Source organism: Lederbergia lenta NBRC 16444, assembly GCF_001591545.1.
Classification (GTDB): domain Bacteria; phylum Bacillota; class Bacilli; order Bacillales; family Bacillaceae_C; genus Lederbergia; species Lederbergia lenta.
This window is the reverse complement of the sequence record NZ_BCVC01000001.1, coordinates 2055214-2076484: the sequence shown is the minus strand read 5'-3', so window position 1 is coordinate 2076484 and position 21271 is coordinate 2055214. Positions and strand designations below refer to the sequence as shown.

The 21271-nt window shown below is 35.3% G+C and carries 20 protein-coding genes and 2 pseudogenes; 19 read left to right on the top strand and 3 right to left on the bottom strand.

Going from position 1 to position 21271, the window contains the following annotated elements:
* The first annotated feature begins 1 nt into the window (after position 1).
* On the top strand, positions 2 to 886 hold the full coding sequence (locus tag BLE01S_RS09825) for an RluA family pseudouridine synthase (protein WP_066140489.1): 885 nt from the start codon (positions 2 to 4) through the stop codon (positions 884 to 886).
* Positions 887 to 1094: 208 nt separating this feature from the next.
* Here the strand turns inward: BLE01S_RS09825 and prpE are convergent, their stop codons facing one another.
* On the bottom strand, positions 1095 to 1832 hold the full coding sequence (prpE, locus tag BLE01S_RS09820; protein ID WP_066140485.1) for a bis(5'-nucleosyl)-tetraphosphatase PrpE: 738 nt from the start codon (positions 1830 to 1832) through the stop codon (positions 1095 to 1097).
* Between the two features lie 160 nt (positions 1833 to 1992).
* Here prpE and mgtE point away from each other — a divergent pair, with 160 nt between their 5' ends.
* The 4 genes from mgtE to BLE01S_RS09800 all read left to right on the top strand — a co-directional run bounded on the left by mgtE (position 1993) and on the right by BLE01S_RS09800 (position 6821).
* Positions 1993 to 3366, top strand: coding sequence for a magnesium transporter (gene mgtE / locus BLE01S_RS09815; RefSeq protein WP_066140482.1), 1374 nt, complete (start codon positions 1993 to 1995; stop codon positions 3364 to 3366).
* A gap of 22 nt (positions 3367 to 3388) precedes the next feature.
* A complete protein-coding gene (locus BLE01S_RS09810) occupies positions 3389 to 5242 on the top strand; it encodes a monovalent cation:proton antiporter family protein (protein ID WP_066140480.1) in 1854 nt (617 codons plus the stop codon).
* 133 nt (positions 5243 to 5375) lie between these two features.
* Entirely contained in the window at positions 5376 to 6158 is a 783-nt protein-coding gene (fabI, locus tag BLE01S_RS09805) for an enoyl-ACP reductase FabI (protein WP_066140478.1), read from the top strand.
* 129 nt (positions 6159 to 6287) lie between these two features.
* A complete protein-coding gene (locus tag BLE01S_RS09800; RefSeq protein ID WP_066140476.1) occupies positions 6288 to 6821 on the top strand; it encodes a CotO family spore coat protein in 534 nt (177 codons plus the stop codon).
* A 97-nt stretch (positions 6822 to 6918) separates the two neighbouring features.
* On the opposite strand, the gene BLE01S_RS09795 is transcribed toward BLE01S_RS09800, so the two are convergent.
* Positions 6919 to 7455 carry a CotY/CotZ family spore coat protein gene (locus BLE01S_RS09795; RefSeq protein ID WP_066140473.1) on the bottom strand — a complete coding sequence of 179 codons (537 nt, stop codon included), beginning with the start codon at positions 7453 to 7455 and terminating at the stop codon, positions 6919 to 6921.
* A gap of 118 nt (positions 7456 to 7573) precedes the next feature.
* Here BLE01S_RS09795 and BLE01S_RS09790 point away from each other — a divergent pair, with 118 nt between their 5' ends.
* From BLE01S_RS09790 to BLE01S_RS20450, 6 genes are all read left to right on the top strand, one after another.
* A complete protein-coding gene (locus BLE01S_RS09790; RefSeq protein WP_338034369.1) occupies positions 7574 to 7933 on the top strand; it encodes a DUF1360 domain-containing protein in 360 nt (119 codons plus the stop codon).
* Positions 7934 to 8234: 301 nt separating this feature from the next.
* A complete protein-coding gene (locus BLE01S_RS09785; protein WP_066140469.1) occupies positions 8235 to 8711 on the top strand; it encodes a sporulation protein in 477 nt (158 codons plus the stop codon).
* A 1-nt stretch (position 8712) separates the two neighbouring features.
* Entirely contained in the window at positions 8713 to 9189 is a 477-nt protein-coding gene (gene spoVAC, locus BLE01S_RS09780) for a stage V sporulation protein AC (RefSeq protein ID WP_066140467.1), read from the top strand.
* Positions 9189 to 10208 (top strand): stage V sporulation protein AD, encoded by a 1020-nt coding sequence (gene spoVAD, locus BLE01S_RS09775; RefSeq protein WP_066140463.1) that lies wholly within the window; start codon positions 9189 to 9191, stop codon positions 10206 to 10208. Before spoVAC ends, spoVAD begins: the two co-directional genes overlap by 1 nt.
* A gap of 11 nt (positions 10209 to 10219) precedes the next feature.
* On the top strand, positions 10220 to 10576 hold the full coding sequence (spoVAE, locus tag BLE01S_RS09770) for a stage V sporulation protein AE (protein ID WP_066140462.1): 357 nt from the start codon (positions 10220 to 10222) through the stop codon (positions 10574 to 10576).
* A gap of 314 nt (positions 10577 to 10890) precedes the next feature.
* A complete protein-coding gene (locus BLE01S_RS20450) occupies positions 10891 to 11031 on the top strand; it encodes a YjcZ family sporulation protein (RefSeq protein ID WP_082788639.1) in 141 nt (46 codons plus the stop codon).
* A gap of 146 nt (positions 11032 to 11177) precedes the next feature.
* Here the strand turns inward: BLE01S_RS20450 and BLE01S_RS21395 are convergent, their stop codons facing one another.
* Positions 11178 to 11387, bottom strand: a complete 210-nt coding sequence (locus BLE01S_RS21395; protein ID WP_369691405.1) for an IclR family transcriptional regulator domain-containing protein — start codon at positions 11385 to 11387, stop codon at positions 11178 to 11180.
* 468 nt (positions 11388 to 11855) lie between these two features.
* Here BLE01S_RS21395 and kduI point away from each other — a divergent pair.
* The 8 genes and pseudogenes from kduI to BLE01S_RS09735 all read left to right on the top strand — a co-directional run.
* Positions 11856 to 12448, top strand: a pseudogene (kduI, locus tag BLE01S_RS09765) (5-dehydro-4-deoxy-D-glucuronate isomerase); the annotation flags it as partial.
* Positions 12449 to 12484: 36 nt separating this feature from the next.
* Positions 12485 to 12691 carry a hypothetical protein gene (locus tag BLE01S_RS21390; protein WP_338034319.1) on the top strand — a complete coding sequence of 69 codons (207 nt, stop codon included), beginning with the start codon at positions 12485 to 12487 and terminating at the stop codon, positions 12689 to 12691.
* 27 nt (positions 12692 to 12718) lie between these two features.
* Positions 12719 to 13305: pseudogene (locus tag BLE01S_RS09760) on the top strand (SDR family oxidoreductase).
* 109 nt (positions 13306 to 13414) lie between these two features.
* Complete coding sequence (locus tag BLE01S_RS09755) at positions 13415 to 14788, top strand: hypothetical protein (RefSeq protein WP_066140460.1); 1374 nt, start codon at positions 13415 to 13417, stop codon at positions 14786 to 14788.
* Positions 14789 to 14924: 136 nt separating this feature from the next.
* Entirely contained in the window at positions 14925 to 16418 is a 1494-nt protein-coding gene (locus BLE01S_RS09750; RefSeq protein WP_066140457.1) for a tagaturonate epimerase family protein, read from the top strand.
* Positions 16419 to 16653: 235 nt separating this feature from the next.
* On the top strand, positions 16654 to 16911 hold the full coding sequence (gene spoVIF, locus BLE01S_RS09745; protein ID WP_066140454.1) for a sporulation-specific transcription regulator SpoVIF: 258 nt from the start codon (positions 16654 to 16656) through the stop codon (positions 16909 to 16911).
* A gap of 328 nt (positions 16912 to 17239) precedes the next feature.
* Complete coding sequence (locus BLE01S_RS09740; protein WP_066140451.1) at positions 17240 to 18694, top strand: hypothetical protein; 1455 nt, start codon at positions 17240 to 17242, stop codon at positions 18692 to 18694.
* 940 nt (positions 18695 to 19634) lie between these two features.
* Complete coding sequence (locus BLE01S_RS09735) at positions 19635 to 21140, top strand: extracellular solute-binding protein (protein WP_066141088.1); 1506 nt, start codon at positions 19635 to 19637, stop codon at positions 21138 to 21140.
* The last annotated feature ends 131 nt before the right edge of the window (positions 21141 to 21271 follow it).

Here is a 21271-nt window from a genome sequence, read left to right as displayed (position 1 = left end):
AATGAGAAGATTTTCACTTAAGTGGCAGATAGAAAATGCGGTGATGAAAAAGGATATTAAAAACTTCTTAGCAGAAGAAGGGATTTCAAGAAGAGCTTTAGCAGATATTAAATTCGCTGGAGGAATGATTAAAGTGAATGGTGAGGAGCAAACCGTACGCTATGAGCTCAAGGCATCAGATGTCCTAGAAGTTTCTTTTCCTCCAGAAGAATCGAGTGTTCATCTTAAGGGGGAGCCAATAGAGCTTGCTATCGTTTATGAAGATCGAGACATGGTGGTAGTTAATAAGCCGGCTAATATGAACTCAATCCCATCTAAACAGCATCCGACGGGAAGTATAGCAAATGCGCTCGTTTATTATTATGAACAAACAGGAGTAGAATCGGCAGTCCATATCGTTACAAGACTTGATCGTAATACCTCGGGGTTAATGTTAATAGCCAAACACCGACATGCCCATCATTTATTTAGTTTAATGCAACGTGTTCATACTATTAACAGAACGTATGAATCGTTTGTGGTAGGACAGATGCAAAAGACAGCAGGAACGATAAATGCGCCAATAGGTAGAAAGCCTGGAAGTATTATTGAAAGGGAAGTGAGGCAGGATGGAAAAAAGGCTATTACTCACTTCGAGCTCATCCACCAATATAGTGACTTTGCGCATCTGAAATTACAGTTGGAAACTGGTCGAACACATCAAATTAGAGTACATATGAATGATTTAGGGCATCCATTGCTTGGAGATGACCTATATGGCGGTGATCTAACAACGATAGAGCGACAAGCCCTTCATTGCAGTCAATTACAATTTAAACATCCTTTTACAAAAAAAGAATGCGTGTTTAAATCAACTCTTCCATCCGATATGAAAAGGATGATCTAAATGGAGCGTCCGAGAAGTCACGATAGTTGGCTTTTTGGATGCTCTTTTTTATTTATAAGTCATGTTAACCCCTGCTGTGGATTTCTACTATAATCACATTGCTCTTTTGATACATTTTTGAGTTTATTTAGATAGCTCCAACCCAACCTAAATCAGTTACTGAGGTACACGGTATATAAGAGGTGTCCTTCCTAGTGTTAAATAGCCGTTAATCAAAGTTACTGAATTTACCTTCTATGTAAGGCATCGTGGAGGGAATAGATATGGTCTCCATTTCTGGATATTTGAAACCAGTAAGTTTGCCTCCGAAGACGGCACCAGTATCGATATTGATTGTATTGCCAATTAAACGGGGTTCTTGAACAGGTGTATGGCCATAAACGATAAATGGCTTACCATGATACTTTTGTGCCCAATCTTTACGAACAGGCATCCCGTTTGCATGGGTTTCACCTGAAATATCTCCGTAAAGGACAAAGGTCTTAACTTGTTTATTATATTTGCCTATATAATCTGCTCGGATGCCAGCATGCGCAATGACAAGCTTCCCATCATCAAGTATTTGATAAAGTAGTGAGCCCTCAAATAGCTCAATGAACATTTTTTTATAAAGATTGGCTTTTTTAACAGGAAGTTCTTTTAACTCTGCAACAGTAGTCTCAAGTCCATGTGAAATTTGGACATTTCTACCAATTAAATATCTGTATAATTTATCACAATGATTTCCAGGAACATAATAGGCACAACCTTTTTTCCAAAGCTTCCAAACAATCTCTATCATTCCCAGCGAGTCTGGTCCTCTGTCTGTAACATCACCGACAAAACAGAGGGATCTTTTCGCATCATGAAGAGGTATTCCACTCTCCCATGAATAACCAAGTTTTTGTGTTAGAATTTTAAATTCGCCCAAGCAACCATGCACATCACCAATAATATCTAATTTCATTTTTGATCACCTATTTTAAAGTTTTATATTATAATTATCATGGATATTTCATACATGCATTATGTACGATTAAGCCATTGTTTCATTATGCCCTAATTATGCGACAAATGAATAGAGATTTGATAGGATGTATAAATACAGTAGGTAAGGAGGGACTTCGATGGAATACAAACTTGATGATAACGAAAACTTAGATGATGAAATATTGCTTGAATGTATGGCAGAGAATAAACTGCAAGCTTTTCGCAAAGAATTTATGAAATTACATCCATATGACCAAGCACAATTTTTCTCTAAATTGGAATTAGAAAATCGAATAAAAATATATCATTATCTATCTCCGACTGAATTGGCTACTTTTTTTGAAGTACTTGACATTGATGATGCAGAATACGAGGAAATATTGGCAGCAATGGAGCCGAAATATGCAGCTGACACACTAGCTAATATGTATACTGATAACGCTGTAGACGTCTTAAATACTTTAGGAAAAGATCAAGCTGCAAGTTATTTAACGATAATGGAAAAAGAATCTGCCCATGAAATCAAAGGGTTGCTACATTATGAGGAATCTACCGCAGGAAGTATTATGACAACTGACTTTGTTGCAATTTCGCAAAATCAAACGGTCCGATCTGCGATGTATATTCTAAAATATGAAGCGCAAAAAGCAGAGACTATTTATTATGTTTATGTGCTGGATGATGAAAGTCGGCTTGTTGGGGTTTTATCATTGAGGGATCTAATCATTAATAGCGATGATACGATGATATCAGAAATTATGTACAATAGAATTATTTCGATTTCAGTTGGAGCAGATCAAGAAGACGCAGCAAGACAAATGCGTGATTATGACCTTTTGGCTCTTCCAGTAGTAGATTTTCAAAATCACTTACTAGGTATCATTACCTTTGATGATATTATCGATGTTATTGACGAAGAAGCTTCCGATGACTATTCCAAGTTAGCGGGTGTATCTGATATGGATACGATGGACAAGAGTCCTTTTACTGCCGCGAAAAAACGTCTACCATGGTTGATTATTTTACTGTTCTTAGGAATGTTTACGGCTAGTCTAATTGGTCGTTTTGAAGATACATTAAGTAAAGTATCAATACTAGCTGTGTTTATCCCGCTTATCGCAGGCATGGCTGGTAATTCAGGAACTCAATCTTTGGCTGTCGCAGTTCGTGGGCTGGCGACTGGTGAGCTACAAGAAATGAGCAAGATGAAGCTAATTATGAGAGAAGCAGGAACTGGACTAATTACAGGATCTATTTGTGGCGTACTTGTTTCTGTTGTAGTCTATGTGTGGAAAGGAGAACTATTTCTTGGCTTTCTTGTAGGGATTTCTATTTTGGCTTCCTTATTTGTGGCAACATTAGCGGGCTCACTCGTGCCACTACTAATGGAAAAATTAAAAATTGATCCAGCTGTCGCATCTGGACCATTTATTACAACAATGAATGATATTACATCTATTTTAATTTATTTTGGATTAGCAACGATGTTTATGAGCTATTTAGTACATTAAAGGAAGCGAGGTGAAATCCTCCATGGAATATGAATCATCATTAGTCTCACTGGTTATCGTTTTATTAGTGGCATTTATTACACCACTTTTACTTCATCGTTTTCGGCTCGCATTTATGCCAGTTGTCATTGCTGAAATAATTATGGGATTAATTATTGGAAAGAGTGGTTTAAATATAATTGAGGACGGTATGTGGCTTAACACATTATCAACACTCGGCTTTATCTTCCTCATGTTTTTAAGTGGTGTAGAAATTGATTTTTCTGCCTTTAGAGGGAATAAGAAAAAGATAGTCATGGCGAATGGGAAAAATGAGCCTCATCGTCTGGCAATATCCACGATAATTTTTGCTGCGATATTTGTTTTATCTATTATTCTTTCATTTGGTTTTGTGAAAATAGGCTTAATTGATGATGTTTTTCTTATGACATTAATAATTTCCACTATTTCTCTAGGGGTAGTTGTACCAACATTAAAAGAAGCAAATATTATGAAGACGGGGATAGGACAAATCATTTTATTAATTGCTGTTATAGCTGATTTAGTAACAATGATTTTACTTGCTGTTTTCGTATCAGTTTCTGGAGATGGTGAAGGCAATATGTGGTTGCTTTTAATATTATTCGGTGCAGGTGTACTATTATACTTTGTGGCAAGACGATTTAAAGGCGGCACCTTTTTCGAGATATTATCAGCTGGAACTGTGCAAATTGGTACAAGAGCTATTTTTACATTGATCATTGTATTAGTCGTTTTATCGGAATCAGTTGGAGCAGAGAATATCCTTGGTGCTTTTTTGGCGGGGACCCTCGTTTCGCTGCTAAAGCCTAAACAGGAGATGATCCAACAGCTTGATTCATTCGGATATGGCTTCTTAATTCCAATTTTCTTCGTCATGGTTGGAGTTGATCTAGATTTATGGTCACTTTTAAGTGATAAGAAATTGCTCTTATTAATTCCTTTATTATTAATTGCTTTATTAATATCTAAAGTATTTCCAATCCTGCTTCTAAGGCGTTGGTATGATATGAAAACGGTAATGGCATCAGCATTTCTGCTTACATCTACATTATCACTTGTCATTGCAGCGGCGAAAATTGCAGAAAGAATTGGAGTTATCACACCAGAAATGAGTGGTACCTTTATCCTTGTTGCAATCATTTCCTGTATTATTACACCAATTCTGTTTAAAAAATGGTTTCCGCAAGAACATACACAAGAAAGAAAACAAGAAGTTGCTTTTATCGGTGCAAACCAAATGACCATGCTCGTATATAAAGAACTAAATGCAGCTTTATTTGACCCAACCCTATATCATAAGAAATTAGAAAAGGCTGATTCTCAAATTGTTGATTCAGCTTTTGATATTGTTGAACTCGAGGATTATCAAGAAAGTGAATTAGAAAAAGCGGGAGTATTTGATACTGATATTCTATTCCTATCTACAGGTGATGAGGAACTAAATACAATGCTTGCGATTGCTGGAAAAGAACGGGGCGTTGATCGTGTTATTGCCAGAACAGAAAGCCATGATCTTGGGGAAGCGTTAAAAGAACAGGGAATAGAAGTATTTTCAATGATCTTGTCAACAACATCGTTGATGACTGCTTTAATTGAATCCCCAAGTATTGCCGACATTATGACAAATCAGGAAACAGCTTTATATGAAATTGAAATGTTAAATCCTAGATACAATCATATGACACTTAGGGAATTCCCATTTACAGGTGATGTGATCTTTGTTCGTATTTTTAGAGGCACTGATTCTATTGTTCCACATGGTGATACAGAGTTGCAAATGGATGACCGATTAATTGTTACAGGTACGAAAGAGTATGTAGATGAGCTAATGCGGGAAATGCAGTTTCATATATAGGATGTTTGTGTTGCCTGGAGGAGTTTGTACGTCGCAAAACGGGCGCTTCCGCTTTTCGCTTTACAATTAAGAAAGTTTTCGTGTATGATTAAGACTAGGTACTAATAACAGTTAATAAATAGGGGGATAAGTCATGAATCTTTCTTTAGAAGGAAAGACATTTGTCATAATGGGAGTAGCGAATAAACGAAGCATTGCGTGGGGAATTGCTCGCTCTCTTCATAATGCCGGAGCAAAACTTGTATTTACATATGCAGGTGAGCGTCTGGAGAAAAACGTACGTCAACTAGCTGATAGTTTAGAAGGGGAGAAGTCTTTGGTCCTACCTTGTGATGTGACAGTTGATGAAGATATTGAGAAATGTTTTTCTTTAATTAAAGAAGAAGTAGGCTCTGTTCACGGGATTGCTCATTGTATTGCATTTGCTAATAAGGAAGAGCTTGATGGTGATTATCTTAATGTCACTCGTGATGGTTTTTTGCTTGCGCATAATATTAGTTCGTATTCACTAACAGCTGTGGCAAAGGCAGTACAAAAATTAGAAAGCATGCCTGAAGGTGGTAGTATTGTTACACTGACGTATCTTGGTGGCGAGCGTGTTATCACTAATTATAATGTTATGGGTGTTGCAAAGGCATCTCTAGACGCCAGTGTCATGTATTTGGCAAGTGATCTTGGTAAAGAAGGAATTCGCGTGAATTCTATTTCAGCTGGACCAATTAGAACACTTTCTGCTAAAGGGATTAGCGACTTTAATAGTGTATTAAAAGAAATTGAAGACAAAGCACCTTTACGCAGAACAACGACACCTGAAGAGGTTGGGGATACAGCCCTATTTCTTTTCAGTGATCTTGCCCGTGGGATTACTGGTGAAAACATACATGTTGATTCTGGATATCATATCATTGGAAATTAATATATCGAAGATAAAGAAAACTGTCATTATTAGTGACAGTTTTTTTATTTTCTAGAAGAATTCAGTCAAAGTGTGAAGGTATTGTGCATATGAATAATATGAAAGTCAAAATGACGGGGGTGCTCCTTCATGGAGGATAAAAAGGAAATGAAAAAAGGGGAACCTTTATTATATATCCACCAGCCAGATTTTGTGAAACCAGATTTGAATATGCAGGACATGTACAAAACAGAAGAGAAAGAAGAAGAGGATGAATCAACAAAAAAAGAAAAAGTGAACAGTAATCTAAATGAATCTAACTCTAATCAGCACATTAAACCAGACGATGTAGAATCGCATCAAGAGGAAAAAAATCTTGAAAAAGAAAAAAATGAACAACTAGAGGCTCCTAAATTTCCAATAAAACAAATGCACAAAAAAAATGTTGGTGGTATGAAAAAGGTTAAATCTTTTAGAGAAATGGATATTGAAGAAAAACTACGTTATTTATCTAGTTTTCCAGAGAATCAACCGCCATACCCGTGTGAATTTGTTACTAATAATCAAAGATATCAAGGGATTGTCATTAGTTTAAATAATGAGCAAGCAAGTATAAAAACTTTTTCAGATGCAGTTATAGACATAATGGTTAGTGATGTAAAAGCCATTCGGATTATTAGATGAATATGGGGATGAATCGTTTCATATCTTGTTGTGGCCGTTTTACAATCGAATGATGAGGAATAGGATTTTCACCTATTCCTCGATAATAAAGCATAGACTATTCGCAAATATCCAAATCGCAATCGGCAATACATTGAATAGCACAGAAGCAATGTAGATCTACTGTAATACAGCTATTGCTTGCTGCCCAGCGACGTACAGAACAAAGTGCATCATAGTCAAGTCTGCCATGCTCAAATAATTTAACCACTTCTTTATCTTTGTTTAGTGGGATAAGCACACGTAAAGTGGCACAGCAATTGTCAAAGACATCTTCAACACGGAAAAATACAGAAACACATTTTCCATGGTGACCTTTGAATAAAGCTTTAAACAGTTCTCCATCTTTATTAGTAAGGGTAAATACCCTTGTGTCGGCCCGTTCACGAGAAGGACTGGAAAGATCCCCCAGCGGTTCCGTAAAGCAATTTGTTGTGCAAGTTAAACATTCATCCTCGACAGCTTCATCCTGGATATCTTTAATGGCACGCACTACATTACAAACGCAGCTTAGATTACAGCCGCAATTATTATCATGGTTATGGCTACTTGATTCTTTATTGTGATCAAAATTTTCGATATCTTCATAACCCATAAATTATTCCTCCTTATCTTTTTATCATACATTTACACTAATAACATATTAATGGGAGGGCAAATGAGTTACGGACAGATGCCTCATTTATGGAAAATAGGCGGGTGTGAGGTGAGGGATAATAAAAATAGAGTGGATTGATTTCATTATATTCGGCTTAGCTGTATTTCGTTTAACAAGACTCGTTGTTTATGATCGTATTACGTCTTTTGTTAGAGCACCCTTTATGAAGGAGTATAAAGAAACCTCAGAACAAGGGGAACAGGAGATATATCTTATCCCGAGAGAGCATGGATTACGCGGGTTTATTGGAGAATTACTGAGTTGTTATTGGTGTACAGGAATATGGGCAGCAATGGGTATTTGGTTTCTTTATGATTTCATGCCTAAAGTTGCCGAACCAGTAATTATCATATTGGCAATTGCGGGGATTGCTGCCATTGTTGAAACGATTATTCAATCGAAATATATTGATTGATGATAAAGCGATGTAAAAACACTTTTGTGATAAATAACATAAACTAAGACAGGAGAGTATTAATCAAATAAACAGGAAGTGAAAAGGATGAATAAACCTCCACTAAATCCAAAAACAGCAGGAAAAAAAAGACCAAAGAAAAAAGGATGTGGCTGCGGAAAACCATTAAAAAAGAAATGAAATTTATAATTATTTCAAAAGCAAACTCAGTAGAGTTTGCTTTTTTTATTTTATTTTTCATAAATTCCCCTGTATTAGAGAAAAGTAAGATAAAGGCTAAGTACGAGAGTAGGAGGTATTTATGATTAACAAAATAGTCATAGCATTGTTCACCATGTGTTTACTATTTATTGCTACTGGGTGCACGAATCAAAAAAATAATGAACAGAGTGAGTTATCACTTGTAAAAATAACAAAGCCAGCACCGATTGAATTAAACAAGCGACCTGCGAATAAATCGATCGGCTATCAAGTTAGAAAAGAAATAAATAATATCCCTGAAATTTACGACACTGCGGTAATTGAAGGTGAAAAAGAAGTAATTGTTGTTTACAAAGTTAAGCACCTACACAGATTTAAAATGAGGAAAATTGAAAAAGAGTTAAAAAATACATTGAATGAAAAATATCCTAAAGACTCATTCATTGTGTCAAGTGATTATAAAATATTTTTGGAGGCAATTAGACTGAAAGAAGATTTGGACGATAATAATTTATCCAATAAAGAAGCGGAAAAACGCTATAAAAAAATTATTAAATTAAAAAAGGAACTGAATTAACATGGCTAATAAAAATAAATCAAAAACACCTGAACAAATTCAGTATGAAAAAGTGCAAAAAAAACACGAGTTAAAAAGACCAATCTTAAAAAACTGTATTCGTGCTTTTTTTGTTGGCGGTACCATTTGTCTGATTGGTCAGGCACTCAGTTATTTTTACATTTATTATTTTGACTTTACAGAACAGACAGCTGGTAACCCGACAGTTGCTACTTTGGTGTTTATTGCGATGCTATTAACAGGATTTGGTGTTTATGATAGACTGGGGCAATTCGCTGGAGCGGGAAGTGCTGTGCCAATTACTGGCTTTGGAAACTCCGTCATATCAGCTGCGATAGAACATCGAACAGAAGGGTTTGTAATCGGTGTTGGTGGAAATATGTTTAAACTGGCTGGATCCGTTATCTTATTCGGTGTTTTTTCAGCTTTCGTAGTAGCTTTAATTAAAACAATTTACCTACAATGGGGTGGATTTTAATGTTGCAAGGATGCCAAACATGGACCTTTGAAAATGAGCCAGTAATTTTATCAACGGGCGTTGTTGGTGGCCCATTTGAAAAAAATAGTCGTCTTGCAATGGATTTTGATAAATTTCATGATGATCTTTGGATGGGACAAGATTCGTATGAAAAAGCTCAGAGGGTAATAATGGAAGATGCAGTACAAATTGCTTTGAGAAAAAAAGCATTAACTGAGGATGCAGTTCAATTTTTTCTTGCAGGGGATTTGATTAATCAAATAACCCCGACAACTTTTGCGGCTAGAACGAATCAAATACCGCATATTGGCCTATTTAGCGCATGTGCAGTGTCCGCTCAAGGTTTAGCATTGGCAGCATTGATTATTAATCAAGGATCTGCAAACCATATTTTAACGGGAGCAGCGAGTCATAATGCCTCGGCAGAAAAACAATTTCGCTATCCAACAGAATATGGGGGTCAAAAGCCCCCAACTGCTCAGTGGACTGTTACGGGGGCGGGAGTAGGTCTGGTGGGAACTGGAAAGAGTATAACTGGACCTTACCCAAGAATTACATCGGCAACAATTGGTAAAGTAGTGGATATGGGTTTAAGTGACCCTTTTAATATGGGAGGGGCCATGGCACCAGCGGCGGTAGATACGATACAGCGACATTTCTTTGACTTGAAACGTGATCCGGATTATTACGACTTAATTATTACTGGTGATCTTGCTGAAATTGGGAGGAATACAGCGCTTGAGTTACTAGAGTCAAAAGGATTGAATGTGGAGAAAGAGAAATTTCAGGACTGTGGCCTTCTGCTCTATAAGAAAGATCAAGAGGTATTTGCAGGTGGAAGTGGTCCAGGGTGTTCAGCTACTGTTCTATATGGACATTTATTGAATCAAATGAAAGCTGGAACTTATAAACGAATTTTGATCGTAGCGACAGGCTCTTTATTATCGCCGCTAACATTTCAACAAAAAGAGACGATCCCGTGTATCGCACATGCGGTAGCAATTGAATATAAAGAATAGGAGTTGAGGCAATGCTCCCTATGTTTTTTTGGGCGTTTATTATTGGTGGGCTTATTTGTGTGATCGGTCAGCTAATGTTTGATGTAGCTAAATTAACTCCTGCTCACACATTATGCATTTTGGTAACAGCAGGAGCAGTATTGGCAGGATTTGGGTTATATGAACCATTAATCGATTTTGCCGGTGCTGGAGCAACCGTGCCGATTACAAGTTTTGGAAATTCCTTAGTGGAAGGGGCGATGAATGAAGCCGATAAACATGGACTTGTTGGTGTAATGACAGGTATGTTTGAAGTTACTTCCTCAGGAATTTCAGCAGCTATTGTGTTTGGATTTATTGGAGCTTTATTATTTAAGCCGAAAGGTTAAATGACATATATGTATGTTAATTTCATAATTGCTTAAACCGAGAAGAAAATTCGAATGTTTACACGAAAGTGCACCCAATAATTTGATATTAGAAGGGTGCACTTTATTGATTTGAGCAGAAGGCGGTGCTTCCTGCGGGTTTGTCCCGCTAGGAGCAAAGCGACTGAGGAGGAAGACCGGAAGTTGCCCATTTTTCATCTATCCAAAAATAATGAATGGTACAATTTATTTGCCTAACGGTACCAATAGCCCAGACAGAATTACATCACTTTACATATTTTATGAATATCATGAAAGAAGTGAGGTGAGTATACATGTATGGATTTGGTGGCTGTGGCGGTTATGGAGGTTGCGGATACGGTGGCAACGAAGGAGGCTATGGCGGCGGTAGCACATTTGTGTTAATTGTCGTTTTGTTTATATTATTAATAATTGTTGGTGCTAGTTTTTGCTAATTTAAATTTTTTGAGAGAAAATGGAAAGAGTGAATCCTTTTACTCTTTCCATTTTGGTTACAAAAACATAATGGAAGCTGATGCAAAGCCCAATTCAATTGGGAATCTACAGTCTATTATATAGTGTTGGAAGAGTTCAAAACCAATTAAAGATTAGATATAATATCAGCTTTACATTGTTTCACCAACTGAATAATTTTATTTCTAAAGCTGTCGGTAATTCTATATTCCGGCACACTCACACTGAAAGCTCCTAAAATTTTTCTATTTAATGTAATGCTTGCCCCTACGCAAAATATCTCATCTTGATGTTCACAATTATCGATCGCATAACAAAGTTTTCTTTTTTCGGTAATCTCTTGTTTTCCATTATTACTCTCCCTAATTATTTATATTATAGTTAAATAAGCAATAATTAAGAGTATTCTATAAATTAAAGCAGTTACTATTGTAATCTCTTATACTATTATATATAATAATGGTATTAGTTTCCATTTAATAAACGCAATTTCCAAATAGGAAATTCTTACGGGGGAGAACTTGAAATTGTCAAAATGACAAACTGCGGGGTATTACATTGGTAGAGTAGATTTAAAGGAAGAAGGATTAGTAGGCTAATCATAATAGTGAGCTTAGCAAGAGTGTATCTATGAAGAAATTCCGTGGAACTGAAGTTAATGGATAATTCATTCCAAAAAATAAATCTCCATAGATAGCACAGAAAATAATGATAGCGCTTTATTAAGGGTGTCAATAGGCAAAGGGAGTGATAGAAAGACTTAGTGACTAGGGAAATCTACAGTATTATCGTAGTGAATGAATCCTTTCTTGAACGCCGTGAATTAGGTGTTATTAATATAGGTGCAGCTGGAATCTATCATACTTGTTTGATGAAAAAGAGTACAACATGCAGCTTCAAGATGTTCTATATGTTGGTCGAGGGACGAAGGAGGTATTATTCCGTTCAAAAGATCCAAATAATCCAGCTGAATTTTATTTTAATTCATCTCCAGCTCATCACACATATCCAACGGTTAAACTTGATTTTAAGGAGAGCAAGGGACGCTAAACGAAAGAAAAATCCATCATTATATTCATCCGAATGTTTGTGAGAGCTGTCAACTTCAAATGGGATTAACCATATTGAACCTTGGAAGCGTTTGGAATACAATGCCGGCTCATGAGCATAAACGCCGTAGTGAAGTTTATTTATACTTTGATATGGAGGAAGACACACGTGCATTCCATTTTATGGGGGAGCCAGATAAAACAAGACATCTAGTGCTGAAAAATGAGCAAGCGGTTATTTCGCCAAGCTGGTCTATTCATACCGGTACAGCTACAAGTAACTATACATTTATTTGGGGAATGTGTGGATGATGATATGGATCATGTGAGAATGGAAGATTTAAGATAGTAGTTTTAAAAATGAGTAGAATTACAGGAGGCATATTTGGGAGCAATATTAACTGATCTTTCACTAGATTATTTCTCGTTAGATGGAAAGGTTGCTATTGTTACTGGTGGTAATACAGGATTAGGACAAGCCTACTCTATAGCACTTGCGAAGGCTGGTGCTGATCTTTTTTTTGTTACACATGGTGATAATTGGCGTGAAACAAAAGAATTAATTGCAAAAGAAGGGCGCCGAGTAGAATGATTTCAAAGTGGCTTAGAAAATAGAGAAATGATTAAAGAAATCGTTTTGAACTGTAAAAATGCATATGGAAAAATAGATATTTTAGTTAATATTGCTGGTGCTATTTGGCGTGCTCCGTTGCTTGAATATCGAGATGCAGATTGGGATGCAGTCATAGATATCAATCTAAATGCTGTTTATTTTCTAAGTCAAGAAGTTGCTAAGGTGATGGCTGAGCAAAAAAGTGGGAAAATTATTAACGTTGCCTCTATGTTGTCTTTCCAGGGAGGAAAATTTATACCTCCATATACAGCAAGTAAACATGAAGTAGCAGGAATTACAAAAGCTTTTGCGAATGAATTTCGGAATATGTGGTTCAAATTAACGCAATTGCACCCGGGTATGTGGAGACGAAAAATACAGCACCAATTCGTGCAGATGTAAAATGGAATGCTGACATTATATCACGCATTCCAGCAGGCCATTGGGCTACTCTTACAGATTTGATGGGTGCCGTTGTCTTTTTATCCAGTAAGGCATCTGATTATATGAATGGTCATGTCCTTGCAATTGATGGTGGATGGCTAGCAAGAGGTAATTTGTATCATAATAATAAGATATGGCTCATTTTCTAAATTACATCCCAATAAGCTCAAAACCACCTGGAAATTAAAGCGGTGATCGAATGTTTGAATACAAATAATATAATCTTTATGAGTGAGAAATAATTAGAGGGAGGAAGAAATGAAACACCACCCAGTGTTTCGACAGTTATATATCTTTTATTTTTTTGTTTTTACGATTCATATTGTTAATGTTTTTATTGAGAGTACGCGTTTAAATTATCTTTTGGGCCTGCTGGCAATTTTGATGCTGGTAATATCTATTATTCAGGCATCTAAGTTATTTATCATACTAAGCAGTTCATTTATTTTGATAGGAAGTTTCCTATTTTATACAAGTGGACAATCCATCATTCATCTACCTAGTTTATTAACATCGAATATGTCACTACTTACTCTCTTAGCGATGCTACCATGGATGAGTAGTGTTGTTAGAAGTGGCCGATTCGATCGAAGCTTGAATGTTTTGATGAAAGTGAATGTATCTGATCTTGGTAAGTTATATATAAGGAGCTCGGTAACAACCTTTACATTAGCAACATTTTTAAATTTATCAGCTGCATCTATTTCCCAAGAAGTATTAAAAGAAAATCTGTCACATGTTAATAAAAAACTGCGAGATTCATTCATTAGTATATCAACACTTAGAGGTTTTTCTTTAGCTTTATTATGGAGTCCTTTAGAAATATTGCTAGCAGTATCCATTTTTGCAACTGGAGTTACTTATGTATCCATTTTACCTTGGTTACTTTTGATAGGAGCTATAACATTTATACTTGATACATTGTGGGGCTATTTTCATTTTAAGAAATATACATATAATAAACCTAAAATCCACCACTCGGACAAAGTAAACATAAAAGCATTGACAAGTAAAATTACTCAATTATCCATCGCACTGGTGATATTTCTTACCTTGGTTATTTTATGTGGTAATTTGTTTGCGATTGATTTCATATTAACTGTTACACTTCTTATTTTTCCATTTACCTTCGCTTGGTCACTAATAATGAAGAGAGTACATAGTTATTGGACCATCGGTTGGAATACATGGAGAATGAAAACAAATACTATGCAGAATTTTATTGTATTATTTATATCACTGTCGTTTTTTTCCAATAGTTTAAGCAATGCAACATTTTTAGAACTGATTCAGAAACCAATTTTATATGTTTCCGAATATCCGTTAATTATTTTTTTTGTTATCCAATTAAGCTTTATTTGTATGAGTATGTTTGGTATTCATCCAATTGCAACAATCGGTATCTTAGGAGGCTTAATTACAACATTATTAGATGTGCTTAATCCACTTAGCCTCGCCATTGTGTTAATAACCAGTTCTGTGGCTACATTAACGGTAGGCACATATGGTTTAGTTGTAACGTTGACAGCTATAAATACGGAGCAAAGCCCGTATCGAATCACATTAAATAATTTGCCTTACTCTTTCATTTTCGGTGGCATTGGATCTATTATTGCTTATGTACTTTTATAATGAAAAGGGTGGAATACAATATTAAGCGCTTACAGTAACGGTGTGTACTTAATATAGTATAAGCTACAAAAATTGAGCAACTCTAATTGACAGATTCATATAGTTGAAAAATAAAAAGTTGAGGTGGAATGTAAAAATGAAGCATTTACTAGCGGCTATTGAGTTACTCGAACAAAGTAAAATAGATTTTGATATTACTAATATGAAAGTATACAAAAAATCTTATATCTATCATGATAATGTACATTTAATAATGATAAAAGACAAAGCAAAGAAAGGAATACTAGCCGTTGGAAACGGTCAGCTTTTTGATGATTTAGAAGGAACAGATATTGAAGGTAAAGGGAAGTTTTGTTCATTATCACATGCCAACCGTCTAGTATTGAATCGTTATTTCGATTACACTGTACCTCGAGCTTTCGGTACTAAAATAGCTACAATGGGCCTAGGAGATCGTTTAGGTTTAGCTTCACCGGGACATATAGAGACGGTAAAAGGAAAAAGCGTCAAACCAATTTTAGCCCAACAAAGCATCCGTGAATTAACGCTTACAAATAGAACGATGAATGATATGTTAGACGCAGCTTGTTTTGCTGTTTTCCAAGAAGGGTATAAGGACGGATTTGGCGCAGACGGTGATCATATAAAAGAAGAAAAAGACATTCAATATGCATTATCATTAGGTATTTCGATGTTAACATTGGACTGCTCCGATCAGATACCTAAGGGAATTGAAAAAAAATCAGCAGAACAATTAAGTGTAGACTATGAGAAGTTGCCACGAGCAATAAAAGATCATTATAATGAACAATATTTAAACAAAACATTTGATGTGGATGGTCTGTATATCTCATTTGATGAAAAATTATTAATGGAAAATGTACTCCAATATAATGAAGCACTTAATTACATGGTACATGTATATAACGAATATATTATTACGGAAAAGCGGGAAATAGACTTTGAAATTTCGATAGATGAAACGGAAACAATCACTTCTCCAACTGCACATTTTTTTGTTGCCAATGAATTAAGATTAAAAGGTGTGGAGGTAACGAGCTTAGCGCCTAGATTCTGTGGGGAGTTCCAAAAAGGGATTGATTATATTGGCGATATTGAACAATTTGAATATGAACTAAGCGAACATGCATTGATTGCTGAGCATTTTGGATATAAATTAAGTATCCATTCGGGAAGTGATAAGTTTAAAGTTTTCCCGATCATTGCAAAATATACAAAAGGTATTTTACATGTGAAAACTGCTGGTACAAACTGGCTTGAAGCAATCCGCGTAATCGCTCAAATGAACCCAAATCTATATAGACGGATGCATGTTTTTGCTTTAGAGCACTTTGAAGAGGCTCTAGCATATTATCATGTGACACCAGATTTAGCGGGTATTGCTCCACTTGAAAATGTGCCCGATAGTGAACTAGAAAGCTATATGGATGACGATGCAGCACGTCAGTTATTTCACGTCACATACGGTCTCTTATTAACAGCCAAAGACGAGAGTGATAAAAATATATTTAAGGAAGAGTTCTTCTATACACTCGATAAGCAAGAAGAGGAGTACCGAGCAGCGCTTGTTAAGCATATAGGGAAACATGTAGAGCTTTTAGAATTATAAAGAATAAATGAGAAAAACATCCTTGGTTTTGTATTTAAAGAACTGAGGTTGTTTTAATTTGATTGATGATGAGAAGGAAAAGCAATGTAAATTCTTATCAAAAGATATTCAATTTTTATATAAATTATAATACATTTGCCTTTTCCGAGGGAATGATCATTCTCATTGGACTTTCTTATTCACCATTCAGTTTCCTCTTCATAATATATAAAGATTAAAAGGAGGGACGGCGAGAATGGATAATCAATTTTTTAAAAATATCGAGAAAAAGTCAGGTGTGAATATGAATGATGTTTTTGCACTGGCAAATTCATTACAAAATGCAAACTTCAAAGATGAAAAAACAGTGCGTGGAATTATTAGGAAAGTAGCGCAAATTGCTAATAAACCAGTCTCTAAAGAAATGGAAGATAAAATGGTTAAATCCATCACTAAGGATGGAAGTCAATTAGATATGAATGCAATTACGAAAATGATGAATAAAAATAAATGATTAAAGGCTTGCAGTTACTTTTGCAAGCTTTTTTCTTTGTTTTTTTTAAAAAACTTTAAGAGCAGTAACTATGCATGCTAAAAATGTTGGGCGAAAGCTTACTGTTTAGATTTTAACAGCATATAAACATGATTAATAATCACTTCGATTTTAATGCTATTACAATATTTTCTATATATAAATGATATATCGGGTTTAGTTGGTATGTTTAACAATATCTGTACAAGGGAAATAAGTTGTTAATTGTATTAAGATAGAGAGGGTTTTTCCAAAGATGAAAAATCGTCATTAAGTACAACCAAAATGTGACTTTCAAGGGTGGCTACTAATGCGAAAAACTAATTTAGTTAATAATTTGGATATTTATCGTTCGCATATGTCCTTTATTCTACCTTTAGGGTATGACATTAGTAAAAAAAATGAACTGGTAGAAATATTAAATAAAAATAGTTATAGCTTTTTCCAAATTGATGATTCTTCACGAAATATGGATATTTACGGTGAAAAAATTACTGTAGAGGGAAAAGAATTAGAACAATATTTTCTTCCATATATTGAAGGGAAACTTTTCCCATCCACATTGAAAGAGAATGGATTTCATAGATATACAAAGCCAATCTTGAAGTCCTTTAATTTAAAACTAAGAGATAAGAGCATGTCGTTCCGTATTCAGAGCATAGATGTTATTTTAGCTCCATTCGGTATTGCTTTTATGACCATCAGGGTTCAATTGGAAAGTCAGGAAAATGAATTGTCAAATATTTTAGATTTCATGCATCATTTCAGAGTAGTCGAATCAAAATTGAAGGAGGAACAAGGGGCAATAATCGTTTGTCCTGAAAGTGGGAGTCGCTTAACTGTTAGTGAACTTCTATTTGAACGACTATCCCCTTTTTTAAGAAAGTTTATTTTACATGACGATAAACTGAATGGATATTTTGGTTCACTTCCTTATTTTGAAGACGAAAGGATGTATGCCTCTGCATTTCTATTTAGCAAAGAAGGGTCCCCATTTACTGAGGATCAATTGTATCGTATGGGGACGCTAGATGGGATTTCACCAGATGGAGAAAAATTTATTTCAGCGAACAATCCGGATTATATTCGGCGTTACTTAAATGGAACTTTGCATGATCGATGGGCACCCAATACCTATACTGTAGTAACCGAACATGCCTTTATAACAGCAACAAATATCTCTCCAGAAGATATGTCAAGAGAAGTTAGCCAATTCATGGGAACTCATTATTATAACTTTCTACTTCATTATTTTTACAAAATGATGTTATTGCGATTTGCTTATGAATACAGTGAAATCAATTGGGAAAAAGATGATGAGTATGTAAAATCACTTATCAAGTTGATTACTCTATTTTCATCTTGGTATTTTTTCCAGGAAGTAAGTACACGGTCAGAAGGTAAAGAACTTACGAAGATGTTCAGGGATTCATTCAATATCGACAATCTATTCGATGATGTGAATAATACCCTGCACGAACTATATAAAAGTCAGGAAAATGAAGCGTCAAATAGAATGAACATGCTCCTTTTCTTTCTAACTGTTTTCACAGTGGTATCTGGAATTTATGGTATGAATCTTGTCGTTGAAGACTGGGAATCCCCTTTTACTTTGAATAAAATATTTACATATACATTTCTAGAATGGGTGTCTCTAATTACAGCGGTGGGTGGAATCGGACTTTCTGCTTATTTGATTGTAACGACTTTCGGGAAAATTGCGATAAGTAAATTACGCAAAAATAAAATGAAGTATCCTATGTAATGGGAAGATGAAAAGGCATCTTAAGGTGATAAAATATGGTTGCCCTAAACGAATGCGTGCCAATAAAAGCTACTAATGATCGACTATATAATTCTATTAAATAGTCGACTCTTATCGAAAACCTTATTAAGTTTAAATAAGACCTTTTAGGATACTAAATACCTAATCAATAGAATATAAAAAAGTATTAGTATTGAATCAACAAATTTGAAAATTTATATCAAAAACCTCCTTAATATTGGGAGGTTTTTGAATGTAAACATACTTGAATAAAACGTTCGGCTGTAGTATTTTTATATATACATTGGATAGAGCAGCTTCTCCAAACCAATAAACTAATTACGTAATCATATTATAATAAAAGCAAAATGAATTGTTAAGAAATGACATGAAACCCTAAATATGACCCCGACCAATTAGGGATGATTATCAGAGATCGCTTGTACGAGTTTTTTAAAGTAAAAGATAAAAAGTTTCGTAGCATAGACTTTGTATTTATACATTTGGGAAGAGTATGAAAGTAATAGTATTATATACGGAGACTGAGAGAAATGGTTTAAATCTTTTAGCCGATGTGAAGTAGGAGCGTGGTATGCATGAGGGCAACCCTAAGGGGGAAAATTGTCCATGCTAACGATGCTTATTTTGCATCCTTACATTTGATATAAGGATTTGGCAAGGGGTGACCATGTTCACTTGAGCACATTTCACCCTACGAAATAAATTTTGAAGAGATAGATTATTAACTAATTAGCAGAGTTAGTATGGACATAATCATTTCATTAGATGGAAGGTGATAAGGCGCTTTCTAACTGTTTTTTTTGACTAAAGCTAAGGAAATGATTATTTACGGAACAGCATATAAGTACTACTTTTAAGTGGCAATAATAAAAAATAGGGGGTCGGGAAATTGTGTAAATCAAAGAAGAAAGTGTTTGGTATGGGACTTGCTCTTATACTTGGAATTGGTGTTTTAACTGCTTGCTCAAATGAAAGCGCTTCAAATGGTTCAGCTGACAGTGAGAAGAAAGCGGAGGAGAACTCTAATGAACCAGTTAAGTTTACTATTATGGCTAATTTACACACACCTGAAGTTCCGTCGGATAAAATTGAAAAGCTTTTGGAAGAAAAAACCGGCGCTGATATTACATTTCAATGGACTCCAGATGGAAATTATGAAGAGAAGCTCAGCACTGCTTTTGCCACAAGCACTTTTCCGGAAGCAGTATTTATGAAAAACACCACAACCTTTCTTCAATTTAAAGAAGCAATCCGTGATGGCCAATTCTGGGAAGTAGGGCCTTATTTAGATGAGTTTCCAAATTTGAAAAATTTAAATGAAACGGTATTAAAAAATACAGCTGTTGATGGAAAAATATATACCCTTTATCAAGGGAGACCATTGTCTAGACAGGGGTTGATTTACCGTAAGGACTGGGCGGAAAAGCTAGGAATCTCAGAGCCTACTAATATTGAAGAATTTTATGAAATGGCAAGAGCGTTCACAGAAGATGATCCGGATGGAAATGGCAAAAAAGATACTTTTGGGATTACAGATCGTAGTGATTTAATTTATGGTGCATTTAAAACTGTTTCATCATGGCATGGGGCACCAAACGGTTGGGGAGAAAAGGATGGTCAGTTATTGCCAGAATTTATGTTTGAGGAGTATGTGAATACAATGGATTTCTTTAAAGATTTACGTGATGAGGGTTATATCAACCAAGATTTCCCTGTTACAAGCAAGGAAGATCAACAATCCTTCTTTAAAAACGGTACAGCTGGGATGTATGTTGGATCCATGCCAGATGTCCTAAGTATTTACCGTGATGCAGAAAAAATTAATCCAGATGTTGTTTATGATGTCCAGAATCAAATTAAGGGTCCAGATGGTAAATATGGAATTTGGTCATTACCTGGGTATGGAACAGTGGTCATGTTTCCAAAATCTGCAGTAAAGGATGAAGAACAATTAAAAGGAATCCTTGGGGTCTTCGATCAATTGATGTCACCGGAAATATCGAACTTAGCCTTTTGGGGTATTGAAGGGGAACATTATACTGTCGAGGATGGCAAGGCCTTAGCTAGTGAAAATGCAGAATTAACGGACCGCGAAGTAAAGCCATATCAATCAATAGAAATTGGTGAACCAGCAACTAATGGCAGATATGAAGGACTGTCTTCCTACGATGTCAAAGAAAAAGCGGAAGAATTAATACTAGATAATGAAAACTATTTAATTCATGATCCAACGGTCCCACTCGATTCACCTACTAACATTGAGAGAGGAGAAAGACTTAACCAATCGATAACTGATGCAACATATCAATATATCCTTGGCCAAATTGATAAATCTGGTTTTGAAAAGGTTATTAACGAGTGGAAAAAATCTGGTGGGGACGACATCATTAGGGAATTTAACGAATCTTATAGTGAAACGAAGTAATCTATTAGGATTATTCCTTATGAATGTGTTACCAAAAGCAATTGAATTTAGGGAAAGTGAATTATCATATTTATTAATTATAGCGTTAACCCATATGTGAAAAAATAGTGAGTTAAAGCTGTGTATACTTT